The organism is Streptomyces chryseus (assembly GCF_014650755.1).
Classification (GTDB): domain Bacteria; phylum Actinomycetota; class Actinomycetes; order Streptomycetales; family Streptomycetaceae; genus Streptomyces; species Streptomyces chryseus.
In genome coordinates this window covers 85,068-105,595 of the sequence record NZ_BMVO01000013.1, presented here as the reverse complement: position 1 = coordinate 105,595, position 20,528 = coordinate 85,068, and the positions used below count along the sequence as shown (strand labels likewise).

At 72.1% G+C, this 20,528-nt stretch carries 25 protein-coding genes; 13 read left to right on the top strand and 12 right to left on the bottom strand.

Annotated features, from left to right (window positions below):
* Positions 1-41: 41 nt before the first annotated feature.
* From IE185_RS20350 to IE185_RS20315, 8 genes are all read right to left on the bottom strand, one after another.
* On the bottom strand, positions 42-1,628 hold the full coding sequence (locus IE185_RS20350) for an alpha/beta hydrolase (RefSeq protein WP_138894336.1): 1,587 nt from the start codon (positions 1,626-1,628) through the stop codon (positions 42-44).
* 173 nt (positions 1,629-1,801) lie between these two features.
* On the bottom strand, positions 1,802-2,569 hold the full coding sequence (locus IE185_RS20345; protein ID WP_138894337.1) for an urease accessory protein UreD: 768 nt from the start codon (positions 2,567-2,569) through the stop codon (positions 1,802-1,804).
* Entirely contained in the window at positions 2,566-3,243 is a 678-nt protein-coding gene (gene ureG / locus IE185_RS20340) for an urease accessory protein UreG (RefSeq protein WP_138894338.1), read from the bottom strand. Before ureG ends, IE185_RS20345 begins: the two co-directional genes overlap by 4 nt.
* Before the next feature lie 22 nt (positions 3,244-3,265).
* Complete coding sequence (locus IE185_RS20335; RefSeq protein WP_138894339.1) at positions 3,266-3,976, bottom strand: urease accessory protein UreF; 711 nt, start codon at positions 3,974-3,976, stop codon at positions 3,266-3,268.
* Between the two features lie 2 nt (positions 3,977-3,978).
* On the bottom strand, positions 3,979-5,700 hold the full coding sequence (locus IE185_RS20330; RefSeq protein ID WP_138894340.1) for an urease subunit alpha: 1,722 nt from the start codon (positions 5,698-5,700) through the stop codon (positions 3,979-3,981).
* Positions 5,693-6,004: an urease subunit beta gene (locus IE185_RS20325; RefSeq protein WP_138894341.1), complete on the bottom strand. Its 312-nt coding sequence runs from the start codon at positions 6,002-6,004 to the stop codon at positions 5,693-5,695. The genes IE185_RS20330 and IE185_RS20325 overlap by 8 nt, the downstream gene beginning before the upstream one ends.
* 15 nt (positions 6,005-6,019) lie before the next feature.
* Positions 6,020-6,322 (bottom strand): urease subunit gamma, encoded by a 303-nt coding sequence (locus IE185_RS20320; protein WP_138894342.1) that lies wholly within the window; start codon positions 6,320-6,322, stop codon positions 6,020-6,022.
* Positions 6,323-6,632: 310 nt separating this feature from the next.
* A complete protein-coding gene (locus tag IE185_RS20315) occupies positions 6,633-6,914 on the bottom strand; it encodes a type II toxin-antitoxin system Phd/YefM family antitoxin (protein ID WP_138894343.1) in 282 nt (93 codons plus the stop codon).
* Between the two features lie 62 nt (positions 6,915-6,976).
* Between IE185_RS20315 and IE185_RS20310 the strand changes: the two genes are divergently transcribed.
* From IE185_RS20310 to IE185_RS20300, 3 genes are all read left to right on the top strand, one after another.
* Positions 6,977-7,633, top strand: coding sequence for an ATP-dependent Clp protease proteolytic subunit (locus IE185_RS20310; RefSeq protein WP_138894344.1), 657 nt, complete (start codon positions 6,977-6,979; stop codon positions 7,631-7,633).
* An 8-nt stretch (positions 7,634-7,641) separates the two neighbouring features.
* The gene (locus tag IE185_RS20305) at positions 7,642-7,950 is read left to right on the top strand and encodes a hypothetical protein (protein WP_138894345.1); all 309 of its coding nucleotides are present in this window, start codon (positions 7,642-7,644) and stop codon (positions 7,948-7,950) included.
* Between the two features lie 499 nt (positions 7,951-8,449).
* On the top strand, positions 8,450-8,923 hold the full coding sequence (locus IE185_RS20300) for a C40 family peptidase (RefSeq protein ID WP_138894346.1): 474 nt from the start codon (positions 8,450-8,452) through the stop codon (positions 8,921-8,923).
* A 219-nt stretch (positions 8,924-9,142) separates the two neighbouring features.
* Here the strand turns inward: IE185_RS20300 and IE185_RS20295 are convergent, their stop codons facing one another.
* Entirely contained in the window at positions 9,143-9,586 is a 444-nt protein-coding gene (locus tag IE185_RS20295) for an ATP-binding protein (RefSeq protein WP_138894347.1), read from the bottom strand.
* Between the two features lie 237 nt (positions 9,587-9,823).
* Between IE185_RS20295 and IE185_RS20290 the strand changes: the two genes are divergently transcribed.
* A complete protein-coding gene (locus tag IE185_RS20290; protein WP_138894348.1) occupies positions 9,824-10,684 on the top strand; it encodes a helix-turn-helix domain-containing protein in 861 nt (286 codons plus the stop codon).
* A gap of 9 nt (positions 10,685-10,693) precedes the next feature.
* On the top strand, positions 10,694-10,939 hold the full coding sequence (locus tag IE185_RS20285; RefSeq protein ID WP_138894349.1) for a DUF397 domain-containing protein: 246 nt from the start codon (positions 10,694-10,696) through the stop codon (positions 10,937-10,939).
* 12 nt (positions 10,940-10,951) lie between these two features.
* On the opposite strand, the gene IE185_RS20280 is transcribed toward IE185_RS20285, so the two are convergent.
* Positions 10,952-12,109, bottom strand: coding sequence for an 8-amino-7-oxononanoate synthase (locus IE185_RS20280; protein ID WP_138894350.1), 1,158 nt, complete (start codon positions 12,107-12,109; stop codon positions 10,952-10,954).
* Positions 12,110-12,252: 143 nt separating this feature from the next.
* Between IE185_RS20280 and bioB the strand changes: the two genes are divergently transcribed.
* The 5 genes from bioB (at position 12,253) to IE185_RS20255 (ending at position 16,695) form a co-directional block, all read left to right on the top strand.
* Positions 12,253-13,398 carry a biotin synthase BioB gene (bioB, locus tag IE185_RS20275; RefSeq protein WP_138894351.1) on the top strand — a complete coding sequence of 382 codons (1,146 nt, stop codon included), beginning with the start codon at positions 12,253-12,255 and terminating at the stop codon, positions 13,396-13,398.
* Positions 13,391-14,695: an adenosylmethionine--8-amino-7-oxononanoate transaminase gene (locus IE185_RS20270; protein WP_138894352.1), complete on the top strand. Its 1,305-nt coding sequence runs from the start codon at positions 13,391-13,393 to the stop codon at positions 14,693-14,695. The genes bioB and IE185_RS20270 overlap by 8 nt, the downstream gene beginning before the upstream one ends.
* A 166-nt stretch (positions 14,696-14,861) precedes the next feature.
* Complete coding sequence (gene bioD / locus IE185_RS20265) at positions 14,862-15,557, top strand: dethiobiotin synthase (RefSeq protein ID WP_138894353.1); 696 nt, start codon at positions 14,862-14,864, stop codon at positions 15,555-15,557.
* A gap of 37 nt (positions 15,558-15,594) precedes the next feature.
* Positions 15,595-15,957, top strand: a complete 363-nt coding sequence (locus IE185_RS20260; RefSeq protein ID WP_138894354.1) for a VOC family protein — start codon at positions 15,595-15,597, stop codon at positions 15,955-15,957.
* 39 nt (positions 15,958-15,996) lie between these two features.
* Complete coding sequence (locus IE185_RS20255; protein ID WP_138894355.1) at positions 15,997-16,695, top strand: class I SAM-dependent methyltransferase; 699 nt, start codon at positions 15,997-15,999, stop codon at positions 16,693-16,695.
* A 71-nt stretch (positions 16,696-16,766) separates the two neighbouring features.
* Here the strand turns inward: IE185_RS20255 and IE185_RS20250 are convergent, their stop codons facing one another.
* Both IE185_RS20250 and IE185_RS20245 read right to left on the bottom strand, forming a co-directional pair.
* Positions 16,767-17,144 carry a fic family toxin-antitoxin system, toxin component gene (locus IE185_RS20250; RefSeq protein WP_138894356.1) on the bottom strand — a complete coding sequence of 126 codons (378 nt, stop codon included), beginning with the start codon at positions 17,142-17,144 and terminating at the stop codon, positions 16,767-16,769.
* A complete protein-coding gene (locus tag IE185_RS20245; RefSeq protein WP_138894357.1) occupies positions 17,141-17,368 on the bottom strand; it encodes an antitoxin in 228 nt (75 codons plus the stop codon). The genes IE185_RS20250 and IE185_RS20245 overlap by 4 nt, the downstream gene beginning before the upstream one ends.
* Here IE185_RS20245 and IE185_RS20240 point away from each other — a divergent pair.
* The 3 genes from IE185_RS20240 to IE185_RS20230 all read left to right on the top strand — a co-directional run bounded on the left by IE185_RS20240 (position 17,362) and on the right by IE185_RS20230 (position 20,501).
* Positions 17,362-17,928, top strand: a complete 567-nt coding sequence (locus IE185_RS20240) for a GNAT family N-acetyltransferase (RefSeq protein WP_138894358.1) — start codon at positions 17,362-17,364, stop codon at positions 17,926-17,928. The genes IE185_RS20245 and IE185_RS20240 overlap by 7 nt on opposite strands.
* Before the next feature lie 159 nt (positions 17,929-18,087).
* On the top strand, positions 18,088-19,482 hold the full coding sequence (locus IE185_RS20235) for a hemolysin family protein (protein WP_138894359.1): 1,395 nt from the start codon (positions 18,088-18,090) through the stop codon (positions 19,480-19,482).
* Positions 19,479-20,501 (top strand): hemolysin family protein, encoded by a 1,023-nt coding sequence (locus IE185_RS20230; protein WP_138894360.1) that lies wholly within the window; start codon positions 19,479-19,481, stop codon positions 20,499-20,501. Before IE185_RS20235 ends, IE185_RS20230 begins: the two co-directional genes overlap by 4 nt.
* Positions 20,502-20,528: the final 27 nt, after the last annotated feature.

Sequence of the window (20,528 nt, the reverse complement as noted above, 5' to 3'; positions counted from 1 at the left end):
GCGGCCGGAACCCCGGCCGCCCCCTCCCGCGTTTCAGGCCGCTACGGCTTCGGCGTGGCGTGCGGGGCGCACGTCACGTCGCGGCTGTCCGTCTTCCCGGTCAGCAGGTAGGTGTCGACCCGGTCGTTCACGCAGGGGTTCGCGATCCCGGTGACGCCGTGCGAGCCGGCGTCCTTCTCGGTGATCAGGCGCGAGCCCTTGAACCGCTTGTGCAGCTCGACTGCGCCCTCGTACGGAGTGGCGGCGTCACGCTCGGCCTGCACGATCAGGACCGGCGGCAGTCCCTTGCCGGACTTGACGTTCAGCGGGGTCTGCTGCTTCGACGACCAGGTGGCGCAGGGCAGGTTCATCCAGGCGTTGGCCCACGTCATGAACGGGTGGTCCTTGTGCAGCCTGGTGTTGTCCCGGTCCCACGTCTTCCAGCTGGTGGGCCACTTGGCGTCGGCGCACTCGACGGCCGTGTAGACGGCGTTGCCGTTCTCCGAGGACGCGTTGCCGGCCGTGTCCGTCAGGTCGGGCGCGATCTCGTCGACGAGCGCCTGCGTGTCGCCCGCGACGTACTTGCTCCAGATCTCGGCGGTGTGCGCCCAGGCGGAGTCGTAGTACGGCGCGCTCTGGAAGAAGCCGACGAGTTCGGCGGGGCCGACGACGCCGCCGAGGGGGCTCTTCTTGGCGGTGGCGCGCAGCTTCACCCACTGCTGCTCGATCTTCTCGGGGGTGTCCCCGAGGTGGTAGGTGGCGTCGTTCTTGGCCACCCACTGCTTCCAGTCGTCCCAGCGCGTCTGGAAGGCGACGTCCTGGTCCAGGTTGGCCTGGTACCAGATCTTCTCCTTCGACGGGTTGACCACACTGTCGACGACCATGCGGCGGACGTGGCCCGGGAACAGCGTTCCGTAGACCGCGCCGAGGTAGGTGCCGTAGGAGACGCCGAGGAAGTTCAGCTTCCGCTCACCGAGCGCGGCGCGGACGACGTCCAGGTCGCGAGCGGTGTTCGGGGTGGTCATGTGCGGCAGCAGCCAGCCGCTGCGCTCCTGGCAGCCGTCCGCGTACTCGGCGGCGAGCTTGCGCTGGGCGCGCTTGTCGGCCTCGCTGTCGGGCACCGGGTCGAGCTTCGGCGCCTTGACGAACTCCTGCGGGTCGACGCACGAGATGGGCGAGGAGTGGCCGACACCGCGGGGGTCGAAGCCCACGAAGTCGTACGCCTTGGCCAGCTTCGTGTAGATCGGGTTCTTCTTGGTGACGCGGGTGGGGAAGCGCATGCCCGAGCCGCCGGGGCCGCCGGGGTTGTAGAGGAGCGCGCCCTGGCGGTCCGCCTCGGAGCCGGTGTTGCCGACGCGGTCGACGGCGATCTCGATCTTCCGGCCGTTGGGCTTGGCGTAGTCGACCGGGACGGTGACCCAGCCGCACTGGATGGGCTTGTCGAGGCCCCAGTCGGCCGGGCAGTCGCGCCAGCCGATGCCCGCCTTCGCGGCCCGCTGGGCGGCGATCTGGACGCCGCGCGCCTCGGACGTGCTGGTGACGCTGGTGCTGCGGCCCTCGGCGCCGGCGGCCGGCGCGGATATCGCGCCGGCCATCAAGGTGCCCGCTATGAGAGTGCCGGCGGAGCCGAGCGCTGCTGAACGTCGCAAGTGGTGCCTCCCCCTGTGAGTGTTGTGGCGTACGTGACGAAAGTGGTCATGAGTCCGTACGGGTACGGGCGCATCCTGTCGTCTGAACGGGCCCGGGCAACAGGCTGTACTGGCGTTTCTTTACCAATCCCATAACCGGAGACCCGTGTCCCGCTGAGCGGTGCACTTGGCGGTCACCCAAATGTCCGAAGTGCCCGGTCCAGTACGCGGCGCAGCCCCAGCGCGTCGGCCGCCACCGCCGTGACCAGCACGGCGGGCCCGGCGAGCGGGGTGAGCACCCCGTTGTCACCCAGAAGGGCCGTTTCGGGCGGACTGTGCTCGAACTCCGGACGCACGACCAGGAGTTGCCCGGCCGCCCTGTTCCCGCCCAGCACCGCCGCCCCGTCCCAGCCGCCGGGCGCCCCCGGACCGTACGCCAGCTCCTGGTCGAGCAGCGGGCGGCCGGCCCGGTGGACGGTGAGGCGGGTGGTCAGCGTGCCGGTCTCCTCGCCGTACCGGCCGAGGACCTGCTCCTCGCGCAGGACCAGACGGGCGCAGGCGGCGAGCTCCACGCGGGTGGTCATGCGCAGGTCGCTGCCGCGCGCCGAGATGAGCGGCTCGGGCAACCAGCGCAGGCACGCGCCGGCTCCGGCCGTCAGCCGTACGTCGTAGCGGGCCGGCCGGCCGCCCCGGCCGGGCAGGGCGACCGTGGCCGCCGCCGAGTCCACGGTGAGCGCCGCACCGTCCCGCACACCGGCCTCGATGGCCAGCCGGTCCCCGCCCAGCGGCGCGCTCATCGCCCCGACGACGGTGACACGGGCGTACGCGCCCGCGCCGCGTGTACGGCGCAGAGCGAGCGGGCCGTCGCTCTCCAGCACGGGCAGCCGGGTGCCGCCGAGGCCGTCGGGCACGGCGGTGATCCTGGCCGTCGCCTCGACGCCCGCCGGCGCGAGGGCGGTCACGCGGACCAGGCGGCGAGTCGGGCGCGGACCCAGTCGGCCACCGGCTTCACGCCCTCGCCCGAGGTCAGCGACGTGAAGGCGACCGGCAGTTCACCACGCTGGTCCTGGGCGTCGCGCGCCATGCGGCCGAGGTCGGAGCCGACGTACGGCGCGAGGTCGGTCTTGTTCACGACCAGCAGGTCGGCCGTCGTGACGCCCGGGCCGCCCTTGCGCGGGATGTCGTCGCCGCCGGCCACGTCGATGACGAAGACCTGCGCGTCGACGAGGCCTTTGGAGAAGGTGGCGGTCAGGTTGTCGCCGCCCGACTCAACGAGGATCAGGTCGAGCGGTCCCACCGCGTCCTCCAGGTCCTCGACCGCTTCGAGGTTGGCGGAGATGTCGTCCCGGATGGCGGTGTGCGGACAGGCGCCCGTCTCGACGGCCTGGATGCGCTCGGGCGGCAGAACGGCGTTGCGCAGGAGGAACTCCGCGTCCTCGCGCGTGTAGATGTCGTTGGTGACGACGGCGATGGAGAACGTGTCGCGCAGCGCGCGGCACAGAGCCGCGACGGTCGCGGTCTTGCCCGAGCCGACCGGTCCGCCGAGCCCGATGCGCAGGGCGCGCCTGGTGCCGTCGGGGCGGGCGGCGTCGGCGCTGACCGCCGTGGTGGTGTCGTGGCTGTGGTCGAGGTGCATGGTGTGCGGCTCCTATGCGGTGTTACGAGGCGAAGAGGCGTACGGGCCATGCCGCGTGCGCCTGCGCCGTGATGTCGAGCAGCGGCGCGGAGGCCGCCGGCAGCGTGCCGGGGCCTTCGGTCAGGGCCCGGCGGCCGGCCTCGGCCGCGCGCCGCGCGACCTGGTCGAGTTCGGGGGCGAGGCGGGCGAGGACGGCGGTGGCCTCGAAGGGGTCGAGTCCCAGGAGGCGCACGACGGCGGTGGCGGGACCGCCGACGCTCTCGTACGCGACGCAGTGTGCGGCGTCCTCGGGCCCGAGGCCCGCGGCGCGGGCGGTGACGCCGAGCACGACGGGCTGGTGCGCGCCGCGCGGACGCGCGGCGGCGAGCGCGTCGAGCGCGTCGCACGGCCAGGCGGCGCGGGCGGCGCGCATCAGCTGGCGGCCGAGCTTGCGCGCCGTCGCCCGCAGAGCGGGTGACGGTGTGCGGGCGTCGGCGGCCTCGTCGAGGGCGAGCGGGTCCGCGCCGGCGGCCGCGGCGGCTGCCAGCGCCGCCGAGGTGAGCCCGCTCGTGTGCAGACGGCCCCGGCAGAAGGCCGCCAGGTCGGTGGCCTCACGGATGCGTCCCGCCTTGACGGCGGCCTCGGCGCCGCCGGAGTGGGCGTGACCCCCGGCCGGGAACCGGCCGTCGGCGAGGACGAGGAGGGCGGCCCGCGCCGCTCCCGGGGACGCGCCGTGCGTGGAGGTGGTGTCCATGGTCAGAAGAGGAAGTACCGCTGGGCCATGGGCAGTTCCGGGGCGGGCGCGGGCTCGACCGGGTCACCGTCGATCGTCACCGTGAAGGTGTCCGGGTCGACCTCGACGCGCGGCAGGGCGTCGTTCTCGCGCATGTCGGCCTTGGTGACCCGCCGCGTGTTCGTGATGGGGACGAACCGTTTGCCGAGGCCGAGGCGTTCGGGCAGTCCGTCCTCGACCGCCGCCGGGGCGACGAAGTTGAACGAGTTGGCGGCGGGAGCCCTGCCGAGCGCGCCGAACATCGGGCGGGGCAGCACCGGCTGCGGGGTGGGGATGGAGGCGTTGGCGTCGCCCATCTGCGCGTACGCGATCTGCCCGCCCTTGATGACGAGCTGTGGTTTGACCCCGAAGAAGGCCGGGTCCCACAGCACGAGGTCGGCGAGTTTCCCGCTCTCGACCGAACCGATCTCGTGGTCGAGGCCCTGCGCGACGGCCGGGTTGATCGTGTACTTGGCGACATAGCGACGGGCGCGGTGGTTGTCGGCGCGTCCGTCGCCCGGCAGGGCGCCCCGGCGCTTCTTCATGACGTGTGCGGTCTGCCAGGTGCGCAGCGCGACCTCGCCGACGCGGCCCATCGCCTGCGAGTCGGAGGAGATGATCGAGATGGCGCCGAGGTCGTGCAGGATGTCCTCGGCCGCGATGGTGGAGGGCCGGATCCGGGACTCGGCGAAGGCGAGGTCCTCCGGTACGGCCGGGTTGAGGTGATGGCAGACCATCAGCATGTCGAGGTGTTCCTCGATGGTGTTGACGGTGTGCGGCCGGGTCGGGTTGGTGGAGCTGGGCAGGACGTACGGCTCGGAGACGACCGTGATGATGTCCGGCGCGTGCCCGCCGCCCGCCCCCTCGGTGTGGTACGCGTGGATGGTGCGCCCGGCGATCGCGGCGAGGGTGTCGCCGACGAACCCGGCCTCGTTGAGTGTGTCGGTGTGGATGGCGAGCTGCGCGCCGGTCTCCTCGCACACGCCGAGACAGGCGTCGATGACGGCGGGGGTCGCCCCCCAGTCCTCGTGGATCTTGAATCCCAGTGCGCCGCCGCGCAGTTGGGCGTGCAGCGCGTCGCGGGACATGGTGTTGCCCTTGCCCAGCAGACCGATGTTGACCGGGTAGTGCTCCAGCGCCTCGAACATCCGGGCGAGGTGCCATCCGCCGGGCGTGACGGTGGTCGCCTTGGTGCCCTCGGCGGGACCGGTGCCACCGCCGACGAGCGTGGTGATCCCGGAGGAGAGCGCCTGCTCGACGACGGTCGGCGAGATGAAGTGGACGTGCGCGTCGATGGTTCCGGCGGTGAGGATCTTCCCGTTGCCGGCGATGATCTCGGTCTCGGGGCCGATGACCAGGTCGGGGTGTACGCCGTCCATGGTGTCGGGGTTGCCGGCCTTGCCGATGCCGGTGACGCGCCCGTCCCGCAGTCCGACGTCGGCCTTGACGATGCCCCAGTGGTCGAGGATCACAGCGCCGGTGATGACGGTGTCGGGTGCCCCCTCGGCCCGGGTGGTGCGGGCCTGGCCCATGGACTCGCGGATGACCTTCCCACCGCCGAACACCGCCTCGTCACCGGCGCGTCCGGGTCCGCCGCAACGGTCCTCCTCGATCTCGATGAGCAGGTCGGTGTCGGCGAGGCGGATGCGGTCGCCGGTGGTGGGGCCGAACAGGTCGGCGTACACAGGGCGCGAGAGCTCAGGCATCGAGGGCACCTCCGGTCTCCCCGCGCAGACCGGCGACGACACGCCGGCCGGCGACGGGGACGAGTTCGACGTCGACGGGAATGCCGGGCTCGAAGCGCACGGCGGTGCCCGCGGCGATGTTCAGCCGCAGGCCGCGGGCGGCGGCACGGTCGAAGTCGAGGCCCGGGTTGGCCTCGGCGAAGTGGTAGTGGGAGCCGACCTGGACGGGCCGGTCGGCCGCGTTCAGGACGGTGAGGCGGGTGACGGGCAGGCCGTCGTTGAGCGCGACGGGGGCGTCGCCGTACAGGATTTCACCCGGGATCATCGGCCGTGTCTCCCGTCAGGCGATCGGTTCGTGGACGGTGACGAGCTTGGTGCCGTCCGGGAAGGTCGCCTCGACCTGCACGTCGTGGATCATCTCGGGGATGCCCTCCATGACCTCGTCACGGGTGAGCACCTTGCGGCCGGAGGACATGAGTTCGGCGACGCTCCGCCCGTCGCGGGCGCCTTCGAGGATGTGCGAGGTGATGAGGGCGATCGACTCGGGGTGATTGAGCCTCACGCCGCGCGCGCGGCGCTTCTCCGCCACGTCCGCCGCCACATGGATGAGCAGTCGTTCCTGCTCGTGCGGGGTCAGTTGCACGCGTGCTACCTCCAGTCCAGCCGCCAGGCCGCCCGGACGGGGGCAGGCGGATCCAACGCGTCCCTGAGGGCGAGGACGGTAACGGAACCGCAGCATCCGCCTTGGGCGCAGCGGGACCATATCCGACTTCAACACTCTGTTGACCTGCGTTTTCTGACCGTGCGGCCAGGCATTGCACGTTAGAGCGGAAGTTTTTCCAACGCGTTAACTGGGCCTTTGCGCGTCCATGGTCATCAACGCGCGCGGCCCGCCCCCAGAACGGGAGACGGGCGATTTGGTATACGGCGCGCCGGGCGTCCTCGCGTGGGCGTCAGCTCTCGGGCGCCTCGCCCCGGTGCTCGGCGGCGATGCCGAAGCGGCGCCGTTCGCCGGGAGCGGACGCGGCCGAGCCGATCCTGGAGACCGAACTGATCACCTGCTCCTCGACGGCTTCCTGCTCACCCTCGAGTCGTTGCAGGTCAGCCGCGGAAACCAGCGCCACCAACGGCTTCCCGTGCCGGGTCACGACCACGCGTTCGCCGCCGTAGACGACGCGGTTGATCAGCTCCGCCAGTTCTGCCCGGGCTTGCGTCACCGGAATCTCGTAGGCCATGCTCCCCATAGTACGAGCTGTACGTCCTGTACATTTTTTACAGAGACTCCGGAGGCACGGCCATGAACTGGCACCCGAACCGCCCCAGCAGCCCCACCGGCCGCTACGTCCTGCCCGAGTTCACCGAGCGGACCAGCACGGGGAGCCGCACGGTCGACCCGTACTCGAAGCTGCTCGACGAGCGGATCGTCTTCCTGGGGACGGTCGTGGACGACACCGCCGCGAACGACGTGATGGCCCAGTTCATGCATCTCGAACACGCCGCCCCCGACCGGGACATCTCGCTCTACATCAACTCCCCCGGCGGCTCGCACACCGCCATGTCCGCGATCTACGACACGATCCAGTTCGTCACCTGCGACGTCGAGACGATCTGCCTGGGCCAGGCCGCGTCCTCCGCGGCCCTGCTGCTCGCGGCCGGCACCCCCGGCAAGCGCCTGGCGCTGCCGGGCGCCCGGGTGCTGCTCAGTCAGCCCTCCATCGAGGAGCCGGTGCACGGCCAGCCCTCGGACCTGGAGATCGAGGCGCGGGAGATGGCCCGCATGCGGGAGCTGCTCAGCCAACTCCTGGCCCGGCACACCGGTCAGAGCGTCGAGCGCGTCGACGACGACATCGAGCGGGACAAGGTGTTCACCGCCGAAGCGGCGGCGGCGTACGGCCTGGTGGACCACGTCGTGCCGAGCCGCAAGGCCTCACTCGCCTCCTCCGCCCCGAGGTGAGTCGTCGCATGCTGCCGCCCGAACTGCCGCCGCTGCCCGCGCTGACGCGCGCCGAGTGCGAGTTCGTCGACCGCTACCTGGAGATCGTCGATCTGATGGGCCGTATCAATCCGGCGCACGGCGCGGACACCTACGGCGCCCTGCGGGCCGCCCAGGCACTCGCCGGGAAGGCCGCCGGGCTGCGGGACGCCCTCGCCCTGATGCACGAGCGCGGCGAGAGCCGGGTGCACGCCGCCACGCTCACGCGGGCCCTGCGCGTGCTCGACGGAGAGCGGCGGGCGGGCCGTGTCACCCTCCCGCCGGTGTCCGCGAGTTGAGGCACGCCCGAGCTCCTACCCCATTGGCGTACGAGAAAGGCTCAGCCAAACGGGGCAGGAAATACCTGATCAGCGGTACGACCCAACTTGCGCAACCCGCCTGCCCCTCGGGCGGAATGAGGCGTTCCGCCGCTGGTACGAGGGTCGTCGGGCACCCGTGCCGCGCGCCGCGAAGACACCTGTCCACCCGAACGGGTCATCGGTGAGGAGCCTCACAAAACGTCGTTTCGGCTCGGAAATTCGGCGGTTCATGAGTCAAGATCCCTGGGACGACAAGCCCCCGCCACCGCGGCGGGGCGGTCCGGGCGGACGCCGAGTCCTGCCGCTGTCCCGGATGACTGGTCGACAGGAGTGCATCGGCAGGAGTGGAGGACCCAAGCAGTACGGGGTGGCCGGAGACGGTCGTCCCTCGGGGTGAAGCCGCATCACGTGGCCGGGCATCTTCGCCTGTCCGAACCCGACAGGTCATCCTTCACAGGCGGCTGACGAAGGGTTGCGCATGACCGCGTACAAGAATGTTCCGTCCGTGCTGTCCCGGGCCGGAGCCGCTTCGGCTCTCACCCTCGCCGCCATCGGCGGCACGATGCTGGCGCCGGGGGCCGTCCCCGAGGCACACGCCGCGTCGCACCTGACGAAGGCGCTCGATGTCGCCGCGTCGAAGAAGGGCGCCCCGTACAAGTACGGGTCGGCGGGTCCGAGCCGGTTCGACTGCTCGGGGCTGACGCTCTATTCGTACAAGAAGGCCGGCAAGAGCCTGCCGCGCACCGCCCAGTCCCAGTACAACAAGACCCGCCACATCTCCGCCTCCAGCCGCAAGCGCGGGGACCTGGTCTTCTTCCACTCCGGGCGGAGCGTCTACCACGTGGGCATCTACGCGGGCAAGGGCAAGATCTGGCACTCCCCCAAGTCCGGCTCGGTGGTCAAGCTGGAGAAGATCTGGTCCAAGAGCGTCTGGTACGGCCGGGTGCGCTGACCGATTCCTGGCGGAGGCCGGACGCAGGAAGGACCGCCCGGGGCAACCGGGCCTGCCGGGCCTCCTGTTCGGCGCGGTGCCTGACTGCTGGACCTCAAGACCCGCGTCCGCCTCGACATCCGCCGCACGGCATGCGGGATGCCGAGGTGGCGCGGCTCGCCGCACCGGATGCTGGAGCGCCGGCCGGTCCCGCGGCCGGCGCCTCCGGCCCGGCCGGCGCTACGGGCCGACGGGCTGCTGCACGGGAACGGTCCACGGCAGCTCGATCCACACGGTCTTGCCGCCCTCCCGGGTGGGCTGGACCGAGACCTTGCCCCCGCATTCGGCGGTGAGACATCGGATGATCACTATGCCGCGTCCGTTGTCCTGCTGGACGGCCGCGGGAAGCCGCCTGGGCCAGCGGGGGTGACTGTCGGTGACGCCGATGCGCAGGTGCTCGTACCGGTCGAGCCGTACGTCGACGGTGAAGGTCGGCGACTGGCCGAAGGTGTGCTGCACGGCGTTGGTGGCCAGCTCCGAAACGATCAACCGTACGGTTTCGGCGGTGTCGGATCCCGGGGTCATGCCCCACTCGCCGAGAATCTCCGCGACGTATCTCCTCGCGGCGGAGACCGAGGCTGGCTCGCTCGGCAGAGTGACGGAGGCTTCCTGGTGGTCTGCCATGGCGACGCTGTCCCTTTCCCACCGGGGCCGGACTCCGACTCGTAGCGGATGAACTTCGAGGACGGCCTCGGACTGTGCTCCGCGCCAGAGTGCCACTCATGGTGCCGCGCCCGGGCGTGATCCCCCGAGATGTGCATATATCTGTAGCTCGAAGCGGTGAACTCTGCCGCGCGAGGCCCTGTCCGGGCTCCGAACGGCGCATCCTGGCCCGTTGGAACGAACGGGAAGGAGACGGACATGCGGCACAGTCCCGCGGTGCGTCGGCGCAAGCTCGGCGACGAGCTGCGGAGACTGCGCGACAGGGCGGGGCTCACCAGCCCCCAGGCGGCCCGCCTGGTCGGGTGGCACCAGTCGAAGGTGAGCAGGATCGAGACGGGGCGCAGCACGGTGAAGCCGTCCGACGTGACCCGGCTGCTGGACGTGTACGGAGTGACGGACCCGAGGCTGCGGGAACTGGTCGACGCGCTGACCGGCCCGGCGGCCGGCGAGGGCGGCAAGCACTGGTGGCACGCGTACCGGGGGCTGCTGCCGCCCCAGTACCGCGACCTGATCAGTCTGGAGTCGCAGGCGAGTGCGGCCCGCACGCTGGAGACCACGGTGGTGCCGGGGCTGCTGCAGACCGCGGACTACGCGCGGGCGGTGACGCGCGCGGCGCTGGCGGGGCTGCCGGCGGCGAAGGTGGACGCGCTGGTCGAGGTGCGGATCGCCCGCCAGGAGGTGCTGGGGGCCGCGAGACCGCTGGAGCTGAGCGCGGTGCTGGACGAGGCGGTGCTGCGCCGGCCGGTGGGCGGCCAGGGAGTCATGAAACAGCAGTTGCAGCAGTTACTGGAGGTGGGAGAACTGCCTCATGTCCGTCTCCAGGTCCTGCCGTTCGCGTCCGGAGCCCACATCGGGCTCACGGGATCTTTCATTATCTTCTCCTTTCCGAACATGGCTGATCTGAATGTGGTCGTTATCGACCACTTGACGAGTAGCCTCTACCTCGAACGGAAAGAAGACCTCACGGCGTACGACACCGCGTTCAACGCACTGCAGGCACAGGCCCTTTCACCCGAGGAATCATCCGCTCTCATCGCCCGTATCGGTGATGCCCGGTAGGGAGGCACCATGTCCGGACCCCTCGCGCCCGTCCCGTCCAGCACCCTCCTGCGCGGCGCCCGGTGGCGGCGCAGCAGTCGCAGCACCGGTATGAACAACTGCGTGGAGGCGGCCCGTCTCGACGACGGCCTGCTGGCCGTGCGCGACTCCAAGCACGTCGCGCGGCCAGCCCTGCTCTTCGCGGCGGACACGTGGACGTCCTTCCTGTCCGCCGTACGCGACGAGGCGCTCGGCGGGGGACAGCGCCTGCCGTGACCCGGCGGGCCGTCAGAAGGCGGCGGTGGGAGCGGTGCGTACGATCGTGGCCACCGCTTCCCCGACCTGCGCGTCCGTCAGGTCCGCGCGGGCGGTGAGCCGGAGCCGCGAGACGCCGTCCGGCACCGAGGGCGGGCGGAAGCAGCCCACGACGAGGCCGGCCTCCCGGCAGTCGGCGGCCCAGCGCACCGCCTCCCCCGGCGAGGGCGAAAGGACCGACACCACGGCGGCGTCCGGGCGTACGGCCGTCAGCCCCGCGTCCGTCAGCCCCCGGTGCAGCGAGGCGGCGACCGTACGGGCCCGCGCCGCCAGTTCCGGCTCGCGGCGCAGCAGCCGGGCGCTCGCCAGCGCGGCGCCCGCGGCGGCCGGCGCCAGACCGGTGTCGAAGATGAACGTACGGGCCGTGTTGACCAGGTGGTCGATGACCCGGGCGGGGCCGAGCACCGCTCCGCCCTGACTGCCCAGCGACTTCGACAGGGTGAGCGTGGCGACGACGCCGTCCGCTCCCGCGAGGCCCGCCGCGTTCAGCGCCCCTCTGCCTCCCTCGCCGAGAACGCCGAGGCCGTGGGCGTCGTCGACCAGGAGCGCCGCCCCGTAGGCACGGCAGGCGGCGGCGAGTTCGGGCAGGGGCGCCGCGTCGCCGTCCACCGAGAACACCGAGTCGGTGACCGCGAGGGCGCGCCCGTCGTGCGCGTCGAGGGCCTTGCGCACGGCGTCGGGGTCCGCGTGCGGGACCACGGCGGTGGTGGCGCGCGAGAGCCGGCAGCCGTCGACGATCGAGGCGTGGTTGAGGGCGTCGGAGACGATCACCGAGCCGTGGCCGCTGAGGGCGGTGAGCGCGGCGAGGTTGGCGGCGTAACCGGAGGAGAGGACCAGCGCCGCCTCGAAACCGCAGAAATCGGCCAATTCCCGCTCAAGGTCGGCGTGCAGGCGAGTGCTGCCCGTGACGAGTCGCGACCCGGTCGCACCGGCGCCCCAGCGGCGGGCGGCCTCCGCGGCTGCGGCGGTGACCTCCGGGCGGTGCGTGAGGCCGAGGTAGTCGTTGCTCGCGAGGTCGAGCCGGGCGGACTCGGCGGGGCGCGGGCGCAGGGTCCTGACGAGCCCGGCCTTCGCGCGCACCGCCGCCTGCTCGTCGATCCAGTCGAACGGGTCGAACGATCCCTGGGGCATGGCAGAGTCCCTTTTGTAGGCAGCCCACAGACACTAGCCGGGCACGGGCGAGGTCAGGGTGTGGCAATACCCACACCTCGTGAGGCCGCTCTTGTGCGGTTCCTCCTTGGCCGCAGGCGGTGCCGTAGGCCAGGATCGGCATCATGGACCTGCTGAACACGCTGGTGGAGAAGGGGCTGCGGCGCGAGCTGCCGACCCGCGAAGAAGCGCTCGCCGTGCTGGCGACCTCCGACGACGAGCTGCTCGATGTGGTGGCCGCGGCCGGAAAGGTCCGCCGCCAGTGGTTCGGGCGGCGGGTGAAACTCAACTATCTGGTCAACCTCAAGTCGGGGCTGTGCCCCGAGGACTGTTCGTACTGCTCGCAGCGGCTCGGCTCGAAGGCCGAGATCCTGAAGTACACCTGGCTGAAGCCCGACGAGGCGTCCAAGGCGGCGGCCGCCGGGGTCGCGGGCGGGGCGAAGCGGGTGTGCCTGGTCGCGAGCGGGCGCGGGCCGACGGACAAGGACGTCGACCGCGTCTCGAAGACGATCGAGGCGATCAAGGACCAGAACGAAGACGTCGAGGTCTGTGCCTGCCTCGGGCTGCTCTCGGACGGACAGGCCGAGCGGCTGCGGGCGGCGGGCGCCGACGCGTACAACCACAACCTGAACACCTCCGAGGCGACGTACGGCGGCATCACCACGACGCACACCTACGCCGACCGTGTGGAGACGGTCCAGCAGGCGCAGGCGGCGGGCATGTCGGCGTGCTCGGGTCTCATCGCGGGCATGGGCGAGACGGACGCCGACCTCGTGGACGTGGTCTTCTCGCTGCGCGAACTCGATCCCGACTCGGTGCCCGTGAACTTCCTGATCCCGTTCGAGGGCACGCCGCTCGCCAAGGAGTGGAACCTGACGCCGCAGCGGGCGCTGCGGATCCTCGCGATGGTGCGGTTCGTCTGCCCGGACGTGGAGGTACGGCTCGCGGGCGGGCGCGAGGTGCACCTGCGGACCATGCAGCCGCTGGCTCTGCACCTGGTCAACTCGATCTTCCTCGGCGACTACCTGACCAGTGAGGGCCAGGCCGGCCAGGCGGATCTGGAGATGATCGCGGACGCCGGTTTCGAGGTGGAGGGGGCGGAGACGACGACGCTTCCGGAGCACCGCGCCGGTGGCGGCTGCGCGTCGGCGTGCGGTGAGCCGGCCGCCCCGGAGCCGGAGGGAGAGACCCCGGAGATTCCGGCCGCCCGTACGGACCTCGTGTCGGTACGGCGGCGAGGCGCGGGAACGGACCTCGCCCCCAATGCCTGAGCCGTTGGCCCCCGGGGATTTGCTGCGGCTCGACCGGGAGCACGTGTGGCATCCGTACGGTCCGATGCCGGGCCGTGCGAAGCCACTGCTGGTGGAGTCCGCGTCCGGTGTTCGGCTGCGGCTGGCTCGGCCGGCCCACGGCCAGGACGAGTTGATCGACGGCATGTCGTCCTGGTGGTCGGCGGTGCACGGCTACAACCACCCGGTCCTGAACGAGGCGGCACGCGGCCAGCTCGACAGGATGAGCCATGTGATGTTCGGCGGGCTCACCCACGAGCCCGCCGTGCGGCTGGCCGCGAAGCTGGTGGAGATCACCCCCGAGCCGCTGCGGCACGTGTTCCTGTCCGACTCCGGTTCGGTGTCGGTCGAGGTCGCGGTGAAGATGTGCCTCCAGTACTGGCGCTCGGTGGGCCGTCCGGGCAAGCAGCGGCTGCTGACCTGGCGCGGCGGCTACCACGGCGACACGTGGCAGCCGATGGCGGTGTGCGACCCGCAGGGCGGGATGCACGAGCTGTGGCAGGGCGCGCTGCCGCGCCAGGTCTTCGCGGACGCGCCGCCGGCGGAGTACGACGCGGCGTACGCCGATCACCTGCGCGCGATGATCGCCCGCCACGCGCACGAAGTGGCCGCCGTGATCGTGGAGCCGGTGGTGCAGGGCGCCGGCGGGATGCGCTTCCACTCGCCCGCGTATCTGCGGGTGCTGCGGGAGGCGTGCGACGAGAACGGCGTGCTGCTGATCTTCGACGAGATCGCGACGGGATTCGGCCGTACGGGGACGCTCTTCGCCTCGGAGCAGGCGTCGGTCTCACCGGACGTCCTGTGCCTGGGCAAGGCGATGACCGGCGGTTACCTGTCGATGGCGGCGACCCTGTGCACGGCGGAGGTGGCCGACGGCATCTCGCGCGGCGAGCTGCCGGTCCTGGCCCACGGCCCGACCTTCATGGGCAATCCGCTGGCTTCGGCCGTGGCCTGTGCCTCGATCGAGCTGCTGCTCGGCCAGGACTGGCAGGGCGAGGTCAAGCGCATCGAAGCGGGGCTGAGCGACGGTCTTGCGGAGGTGGCCCGGCTTCCGGGGGTCCGGGACGTCCGGGTGCTGGGGGCGATCGGCGTCGTACAGCTGGACCGTCCCCTCGACGAGGCCGCCATGGCGGCGGCGACGGCGGCGACGGTCCGGGAGGGCGTGTGGCTGCGGCCGTTCCGCGACCTGATCTACACGATGCCGCCGTACGTCACGAACGACGCGGACCTGGCCCGGATCTGCCGGGCGGTAGCGGCGGCCGCGTCGGCCGGTGCGTGAGGGGGCGTTCCCTCGCGGCCCTCGCGGGCATGCCCCGGAACACCGGTGGGGCCGGGTGCCGCCCCCGGGCGGTCCCGGCCCCACCGGTGTCCGAGGGGCGCCGGCCGGTCCGGGCCCGGGAAGGCCCCGGACCGGACATGAACCACTACCAGGAGGACAGCAGCGCATGGCCGTCATCGTCGTCAGCGGCACCGGTACCGAGATCGGCAAGACCGTCGTCACGGCGGCGCTCGCCGCCGTCGCCCGGGCCCGGGGCCGTACCGTCGCCGTGCTCAAGCCCGCCCAGACCGGGCTCGCCCAGGGAGAGCCGGGTGACGCGCACGAGGTCGTGCGGCTGGCGGGCGACGAGGTCGCCGGGCTCGAACTCGCCCGGTTCCCCGAGCCCCTGGCGCCCGCCACCGCCGCCCGGCGCGCCGGCCTGGCCCCCGTACGGCCGCAGGACGTGGCCACGGCGGCGGCGAAGCTGGCCGCGACGTACGACCTCGTACTCGTCGAAGGCGCCGGCGGCCTGCTCGTCCGCTTCGACGACGAGGGCGGGACCCTCGCCGACGCCGCCCGTCTGCTCGGCGCACCGGTCCTGGTCGTCACCCCCGCCGGCCTCGGCACGCTCAACTCGACGACGCTGACCGCCGAGGCCCTGCGCGCCCGCGGGATCGACATGCTCGGTGTCGTCATCGGCAGCTGGCCCGACGCCCCCGGTCTCGCCGAGCGCTGCAACCTCACCGACCTGCCCGACGCGGCCGAAGGAGCTCCGTTGCTCGGAGCCGTCCCGCAGGGCGCGGGAGCCCTGGCGCCCGCCGACTTCCGGGAGCGCGCCGGGAGTTGGCTCGCGCCCGCGCTCGGCGGCACCTGGCAGCCGTAACACCGGCATCGCCGGCGGCACCCGTATCGTCGTCGTCATGCGAGTACGTATCGACGAAGTCGTCTTCGACTGCGCGGAGCCTGCCGTACTGGTCCGCTTCTGGGCCGCCCTGCTGGGCGGCGACCCGGTCGACCGGAGCCCGGACTGGTCGTACGTGGACCCGCCGGACTGGACCCGGGTCGCCTTCCAGCGCGTACCGGAGGGGAAGAGTGTCAAGAACCGGCTGCATCTGGACCTGCACGCGGACGACATCGGCGCGGCGACCGTGTGGGCGGAGGGCCTCGGCGCGACCAGGACCGGCGGGATCGTCGTCGACACGCAGGGGTCGTTCCAGGTGCTGCTGGACCCGGAAGGCAACGAGTTCTGCTTCGTGAGCGGCGTGAGCCGCCCGACGGGGTAAGTATCGCGGTGTCCGTACGCCACCGGAGGAGGGTCCGCGATGCCCAAGCGCCGCAGCAAGGTTCCCCGGGACGCCGTGCACCACCCGCTCTTCGCACGCTTCTACGCCCGCTGCAGCGTGGCGGCCGACCTGAGGGGCGGGGTGGCCGCGCACCGCGACGAGCTGCTGTCCGGGCTGTCGGGCCGGGTCATCGAGATCGGCGCGGGCAACGGGCTGAACTTCGCGCACTACCCGCCCGCCGTCTCGGAGGTCGTGGCGATCGAACCGGAACGCAGCCTTCGCCGGCTGGCGGTGAAAGCGGCGCTGGACGCCGGTGTCCCGGTGGACGTGGTGCCGGGGGCCGCGGAGGCGCTGCCGGTGAAGAGCGAGGCGTTCGACGCGGCGGTGGTGTCGCTGGTGCTGTGCAGCGTACGGGACGTGCCGCGCGCGCTCTCGGAGATCAGGCGTGTCCTGCGACCCGGGGGCGAGCTGCGCTTCTTCGAGCACGGCCGGGGCGGGGGCCGGGCCATGGTGACGGCTCAGCGGGTGCTGGACCGGACCGTCTGGCCGGTGCTCTTCGGCGGGTGCCACACCGCGCGCGACCCGCTCGCGGGCATCACGGCGGCGGGGTTCGACCTCGGCGCGTACCGGCGGCTGTCCGTACCGGAGAACGGTCCGAGGCTGCCGTCGTCGCCGTGTGTGCTGGGCGTGGCGCGCCGGCCGGGGGAGGCGCCGGAAGGGCCGGCGGCCGACGCGTAGCAGGCGGAGGCGCGCGCCCGGGCTCGGGCCGGGCGGCGGGTCACCTGGTCCCCGGTCAGCTGCTCAGCTGCTCAGCTGCTCAGGCTCCACTGGCGCAGCTCCTCCGCGATCGCGTGGACGTCCGCCTTGCCCTCCTTGACGAGCCTCGCCAGGTCCCGCACCTGCTCGGGCGAGGTCACGACCTTGAGCCCGCAGGCAACGAGATAGCCGTAGGCCACGGCCGAGGCGAACATCGCGTTCGAGCGCTCCAGCGCCGGCACGTGCAGCAGCAGCTGGAGCAGGGCGGCCGCGCGGGCGGCCGGATCGCTGTAGACGGGGATGGCGAATATCTCGGCCTCGTGCCGGGCGACGGCGGCCACGAGCGCGCCCCAGTCGACGACCTGGGGGTCGCCCGGGGTCTTGTGCTCGGCGATCATGAGGAGCCAGGCGAGGTCGATCCGGAGACTCAACGCTTGCCTTCGCGCTCCGCGCCGAACTCCTCCACGAACACCGATTCGTACTGCTTCATGAAGTCGGACGCGGCCTCGACGAAGGTGCGTCCCACCTCCCCGGCGTCCTGGAGGACCAGCTCCTCGATGTAGCGGTTCACACTCATGCCCCGCTGGAGGGCGCGCTGCCGCGCGGCCTCGGCGGTGGCCTCGTCCACGCGTACGTTCAGCTGAGTCTTTGCCACACCACCAAGCTAGCGCGACGGCGCTAGCACCGGCAAGGGGAGAGCGGGAGGAGACCAGGAGGAGGCACCGGAAACGCGGTCGACACGCCGGCGCGGACGGTGGTGGGATGCCGGACATGAATGATCTTCGGATACGGGCCGCGACGCCCGACGACCTCGACACGGTCCTGGCCTTCTGGAAGGTCGCCGCCGAGGGCACGAGCATCAGCGACGACCGCGCGGGCGTGGAGCGGCTCGTCGCCCGCGACCCCGGCGCGCTGCTCCTGGCCGGGCTCTCCGCCGCCGGCGGTGAGCGCCCCGGGCTCGTCGGCACGGTCGTCGCGGGCTTCGACGGCTGGCGCTGTCATCTGTACCGCCTGGCCGTGCACCCGAAGCGGCGGCGGCGCGGCATCGGCTCCGCGCTGCTCGCCGCGGCGGAGGAGCGGTTCGTCGCCCTGGGCGGGCGGCGCGGCGACGCGATGGTCCTGCAGGAGAACGAGCGGGCGCACCACGCCTGGCGCGCGGCCGGGTACGCCCCCGAGCCGCAGTGGCGGCGATGGGTCAAGCCGCTCGTGGAGTGACGGTGGACGGACCTCGGCCGCGGGGCGCCCGCCCCTTACCATGGGCGGATCATTCACCTCCTCTGAAAGGTGTGAGCGTCCGCCCATGGGCGAGCCTCCCCGTAGCCGACATCGCGCGCCCCACTTCGCCCTGCCCGATCATGGGACGGTGGTGAACCGATGACCGAAGTGCTTCTGCTCGCCGTGGCGGTCCTGCTCTCGCTCGCCTGCGGAGCCTTTGTCGCGGCGGAGTTCTCGCTGACCACGGTCGAGCGCGGAGACCTCGAACGCGCCGTGGAGCGCGGCGAGCGGGGGGCGGCGAGCGCCCTCAAGGCCGTACGCAGCCTCACGTTCCAGCTCTCCGGAGCCCAGCTCGGCATCACCGTGACCAACCTCCTGGTCGGCATGCTCGCCGAGCCGTCGATCGGCAAACTGATCCGCGGCCCGCTCCAGGACCTCGGCCTGTCCCCCGCGACCTCGTCGTCGGTGGCGCTGGTCATCGGCACGGCGCTGTCGACCGTCGTGCTGATGGTCGTGGGCGAGCTGGTGCCCAAGAACTGGGCCATCTCCTCGCCGCTGGGCGTGGCGAAGGTCGTCGCCGCCCCGCAGCGGATCTTCAGTCTCGCCTTCCGCCCGCTGATCAGCCACCTCAACGGCTCGGCGAACCGGATCGTACGGCGCTTCGGCATGGAGCCGGCGGAGGAACTCGCGTCGGCCCGCAGCCCGCAGGAGCTGGTCGCCCTGGCGCGCCACTCCGCGCGGGAGGGCGCGCTGGAGGCCGACACGGCCGAGCTGTTCGTACGGACACTCAACCTGGCGGAGCTGAGCGCGCAGAACGTGATGACTCCGCGCGTGCAGGTCACCGCCGTCGACGTCCAGGCCACCGCGGAGGACGTCGCGAACGCGACGCGCGCCACCGGCCTGTCCCGCTTCCCCGTCTACCGGGGCAGCCTCGACTCGGTCGTCGGCATCGCCCACATCAAGGACGTACTGACCGTGCCCGCGGAGCGCCGACCGTCGTATCCCGTCTCGTCCCTGCTGCGCGAGCCCCTGCTCGTGCCGGAGTCGCTGACGGTGGACCGGCTCCTCGACCGGCTGTCGGGCAAGCAGACGATGGCCGTCGTCATCGACGAGTACGGCGGCACGGCGGGCGTCGTGACGCTGGAGGACATCGTCGAGGAGGTCGTGGGCGAGGTGCGCGACGAGCACGATCCGCACGAGACGCCGGACCTCGCCCCCGCGGGTGAGGACGCCGACGGCCGGGCGCTGTGGTCGGCGGACGGCGCTGCCCGGACGGACCAGCTGGAGCGGTTGGGGCTGCGGGTGCACGAGGGCCCGTACGAGACGCTCGCCGGACTGGTCGCGCACGAGCTGGGCCGGATTCCGGCCGTCGGGGACCGCATCGAACTGGCCGGGTGGCAGCTGGACGTCGTGGACGCGGCGGGGAGGCGCGCGGCACGCGTGCTGCTGCACGCGCCGCCGCCTGACGCGTCCGGTGGCTCGGACGGGTCCGACGCTTCTAACGCCTCCGGCGGCTCGGGCCACGCTTCCAGGCAAGGGGAGGGCGGGCGATGACCGCGATCCAGCTGCTCGTCGGCCTGCTCACGCTGGTCGTCAACGCCTTCTTCGTCGGCGCGGAGTTCGCACTGATCTCCGTACGCCGCAGCCAGATCGAACCGGAGGCGGACGAGGGGAACCGGCGGGCGCGCAGTGTCCTGTGGGGACTCGAACACGTCGCGGCGCTGCTCGCGGCGGCCCAGTTGGGCATCACGCTGTGCACCCTGGTGCTCGGCGTGGTCGCCGAGCCGGCCATCGCGCACCTGCTGGAGCCGCTGTTCCACGCGGTCGGGGTGCCGGACGGGCTGACGCACCCGATCTCGTTCGTCATCGCGCTCGCCGCGGCCACGTATCTGCACATGCTGTTCGGCGAGATGGTGCCGAAGAACTTCGCGCTGGCCGAGCCGGTCAGGACCGCGCTACTGCTCGGACCGCCGCTGGTGACGCTGGCCCGGGCGCTGCGACCGGTGATCTTCGCGATCAACGCGTTCGCCAACGGCCTGCTCAAGCTGCTGCGGGTGGAGGCCAAGAGCGAGGTGTCCGCGACCTTCACGGACGACGAACTGGCGCGGCTCGTCACCGACGCGGGTCACGCCGGTCTGCTCGACGACCGGGCGGCCGAGCGGCTGCACGACGCCCTGGAGCTGGGCCGACGCCCGGTCCAGGACGTGGTCATGCCGGTGGAGCGCGTCGTGTTCGCGCAGATGGGTACGACGCCGGAGGACCTGGAACGGCTGTCGGCCGAATCGGGGTTCTCCCGCTTCCCGGTGCTGGAGGGTCTGCGGATCCTGGGCTACCTGCACGTCAAGGACGCCCTGGACGCCGCGCCGCGCACCGTGGCGTTCCCGGTCTCCGCGCTCCGGCCGATCGCCCGGGTGCGGGCGGCCACGCCGCTCGACGACGTACTGACGGCGATGCGGCGCAGCCGCACGCACCTCGCGGCGGTGCTGGGCGACGACGGCAGTCCGGCCGGGCTCGTCACCATGGAGGACGTGCTGCGCGAGCTGGTGGGGCGGCCGGACCAGAGGCAGTCCTAGCTTCTGGTCCGGCCACCGGCCGGGATA

Coding starts and splice junctions, on each gene's coding strand:
- ureG (WP_138894338.1), bottom strand. CDS start 3,243: ATGCACCTCGACCACAGCCACGACACCACCACGGCGGTCAGCGCCGAC.
- IE185_RS20335 (WP_138894339.1), bottom strand. CDS start 3,976: ATGGACACCACCTCCACGCACGGCGCGTCCCCGGGAGCGGCGCGGGCC.
- IE185_RS20330 (WP_138894340.1), bottom strand. CDS start 5,700: ATGCCTGAGCTCTCGCGCCCTGTGTACGCCGACCTGTTCGGCCCCACC.
- IE185_RS20325 (WP_138894341.1), bottom strand. CDS start 6,004: ATGATCCCGGGTGAAATCCTGTACGGCGACGCCCCCGTCGCGCTCAAC.
- IE185_RS20315 (WP_138894343.1), bottom strand. CDS start 6,914: ATGGCCTACGAGATTCCGGTGACGCAAGCCCGGGCAGAACTGGCGGAG.
- IE185_RS20310 (WP_138894344.1), top strand. CDS start 6,977: ATGAACTGGCACCCGAACCGCCCCAGCAGCCCCACCGGCCGCTACGTC.
- IE185_RS20305 (WP_138894345.1), top strand. CDS start 7,642: ATGCTGCCGCCCGAACTGCCGCCGCTGCCCGCGCTGACGCGCGCCGAG.
- IE185_RS20300 (WP_138894346.1), top strand. CDS start 8,450: ATGACCGCGTACAAGAATGTTCCGTCCGTGCTGTCCCGGGCCGGAGCC.
- IE185_RS20295 (WP_138894347.1), bottom strand. CDS start 9,586: ATGGCAGACCACCAGGAAGCCTCCGTCACTCTGCCGAGCGAGCCAGCC.
- IE185_RS20290 (WP_138894348.1), top strand. CDS start 9,824: ATGCGGCACAGTCCCGCGGTGCGTCGGCGCAAGCTCGGCGACGAGCTG.
- IE185_RS20285 (WP_138894349.1), top strand. CDS start 10,694: ATGTCCGGACCCCTCGCGCCCGTCCCGTCCAGCACCCTCCTGCGCGGC.
- IE185_RS20280 (WP_138894350.1), bottom strand. CDS start 12,109: ATGCCCCAGGGATCGTTCGACCCGTTCGACTGGATCGACGAGCAGGCG.
- bioB (WP_138894351.1), top strand. CDS start 12,253: ATGGACCTGCTGAACACGCTGGTGGAGAAGGGGCTGCGGCGCGAGCTG.
- IE185_RS20270 (WP_138894352.1), top strand. CDS start 13,391: ATGCCTGAGCCGTTGGCCCCCGGGGATTTGCTGCGGCTCGACCGGGAG.
- bioD (WP_138894353.1), top strand. CDS start 14,862: ATGGCCGTCATCGTCGTCAGCGGCACCGGTACCGAGATCGGCAAGACC.
- IE185_RS20260 (WP_138894354.1), top strand. CDS start 15,595: ATGCGAGTACGTATCGACGAAGTCGTCTTCGACTGCGCGGAGCCTGCC.
- IE185_RS20255 (WP_138894355.1), top strand. CDS start 15,997: ATGCCCAAGCGCCGCAGCAAGGTTCCCCGGGACGCCGTGCACCACCCG.
- IE185_RS20235 (WP_138894359.1), top strand. CDS start 18,088: ATGACCGAAGTGCTTCTGCTCGCCGTGGCGGTCCTGCTCTCGCTCGCC.
- IE185_RS20230 (WP_138894360.1), top strand. CDS start 19,479: ATGACCGCGATCCAGCTGCTCGTCGGCCTGCTCACGCTGGTCGTCAAC.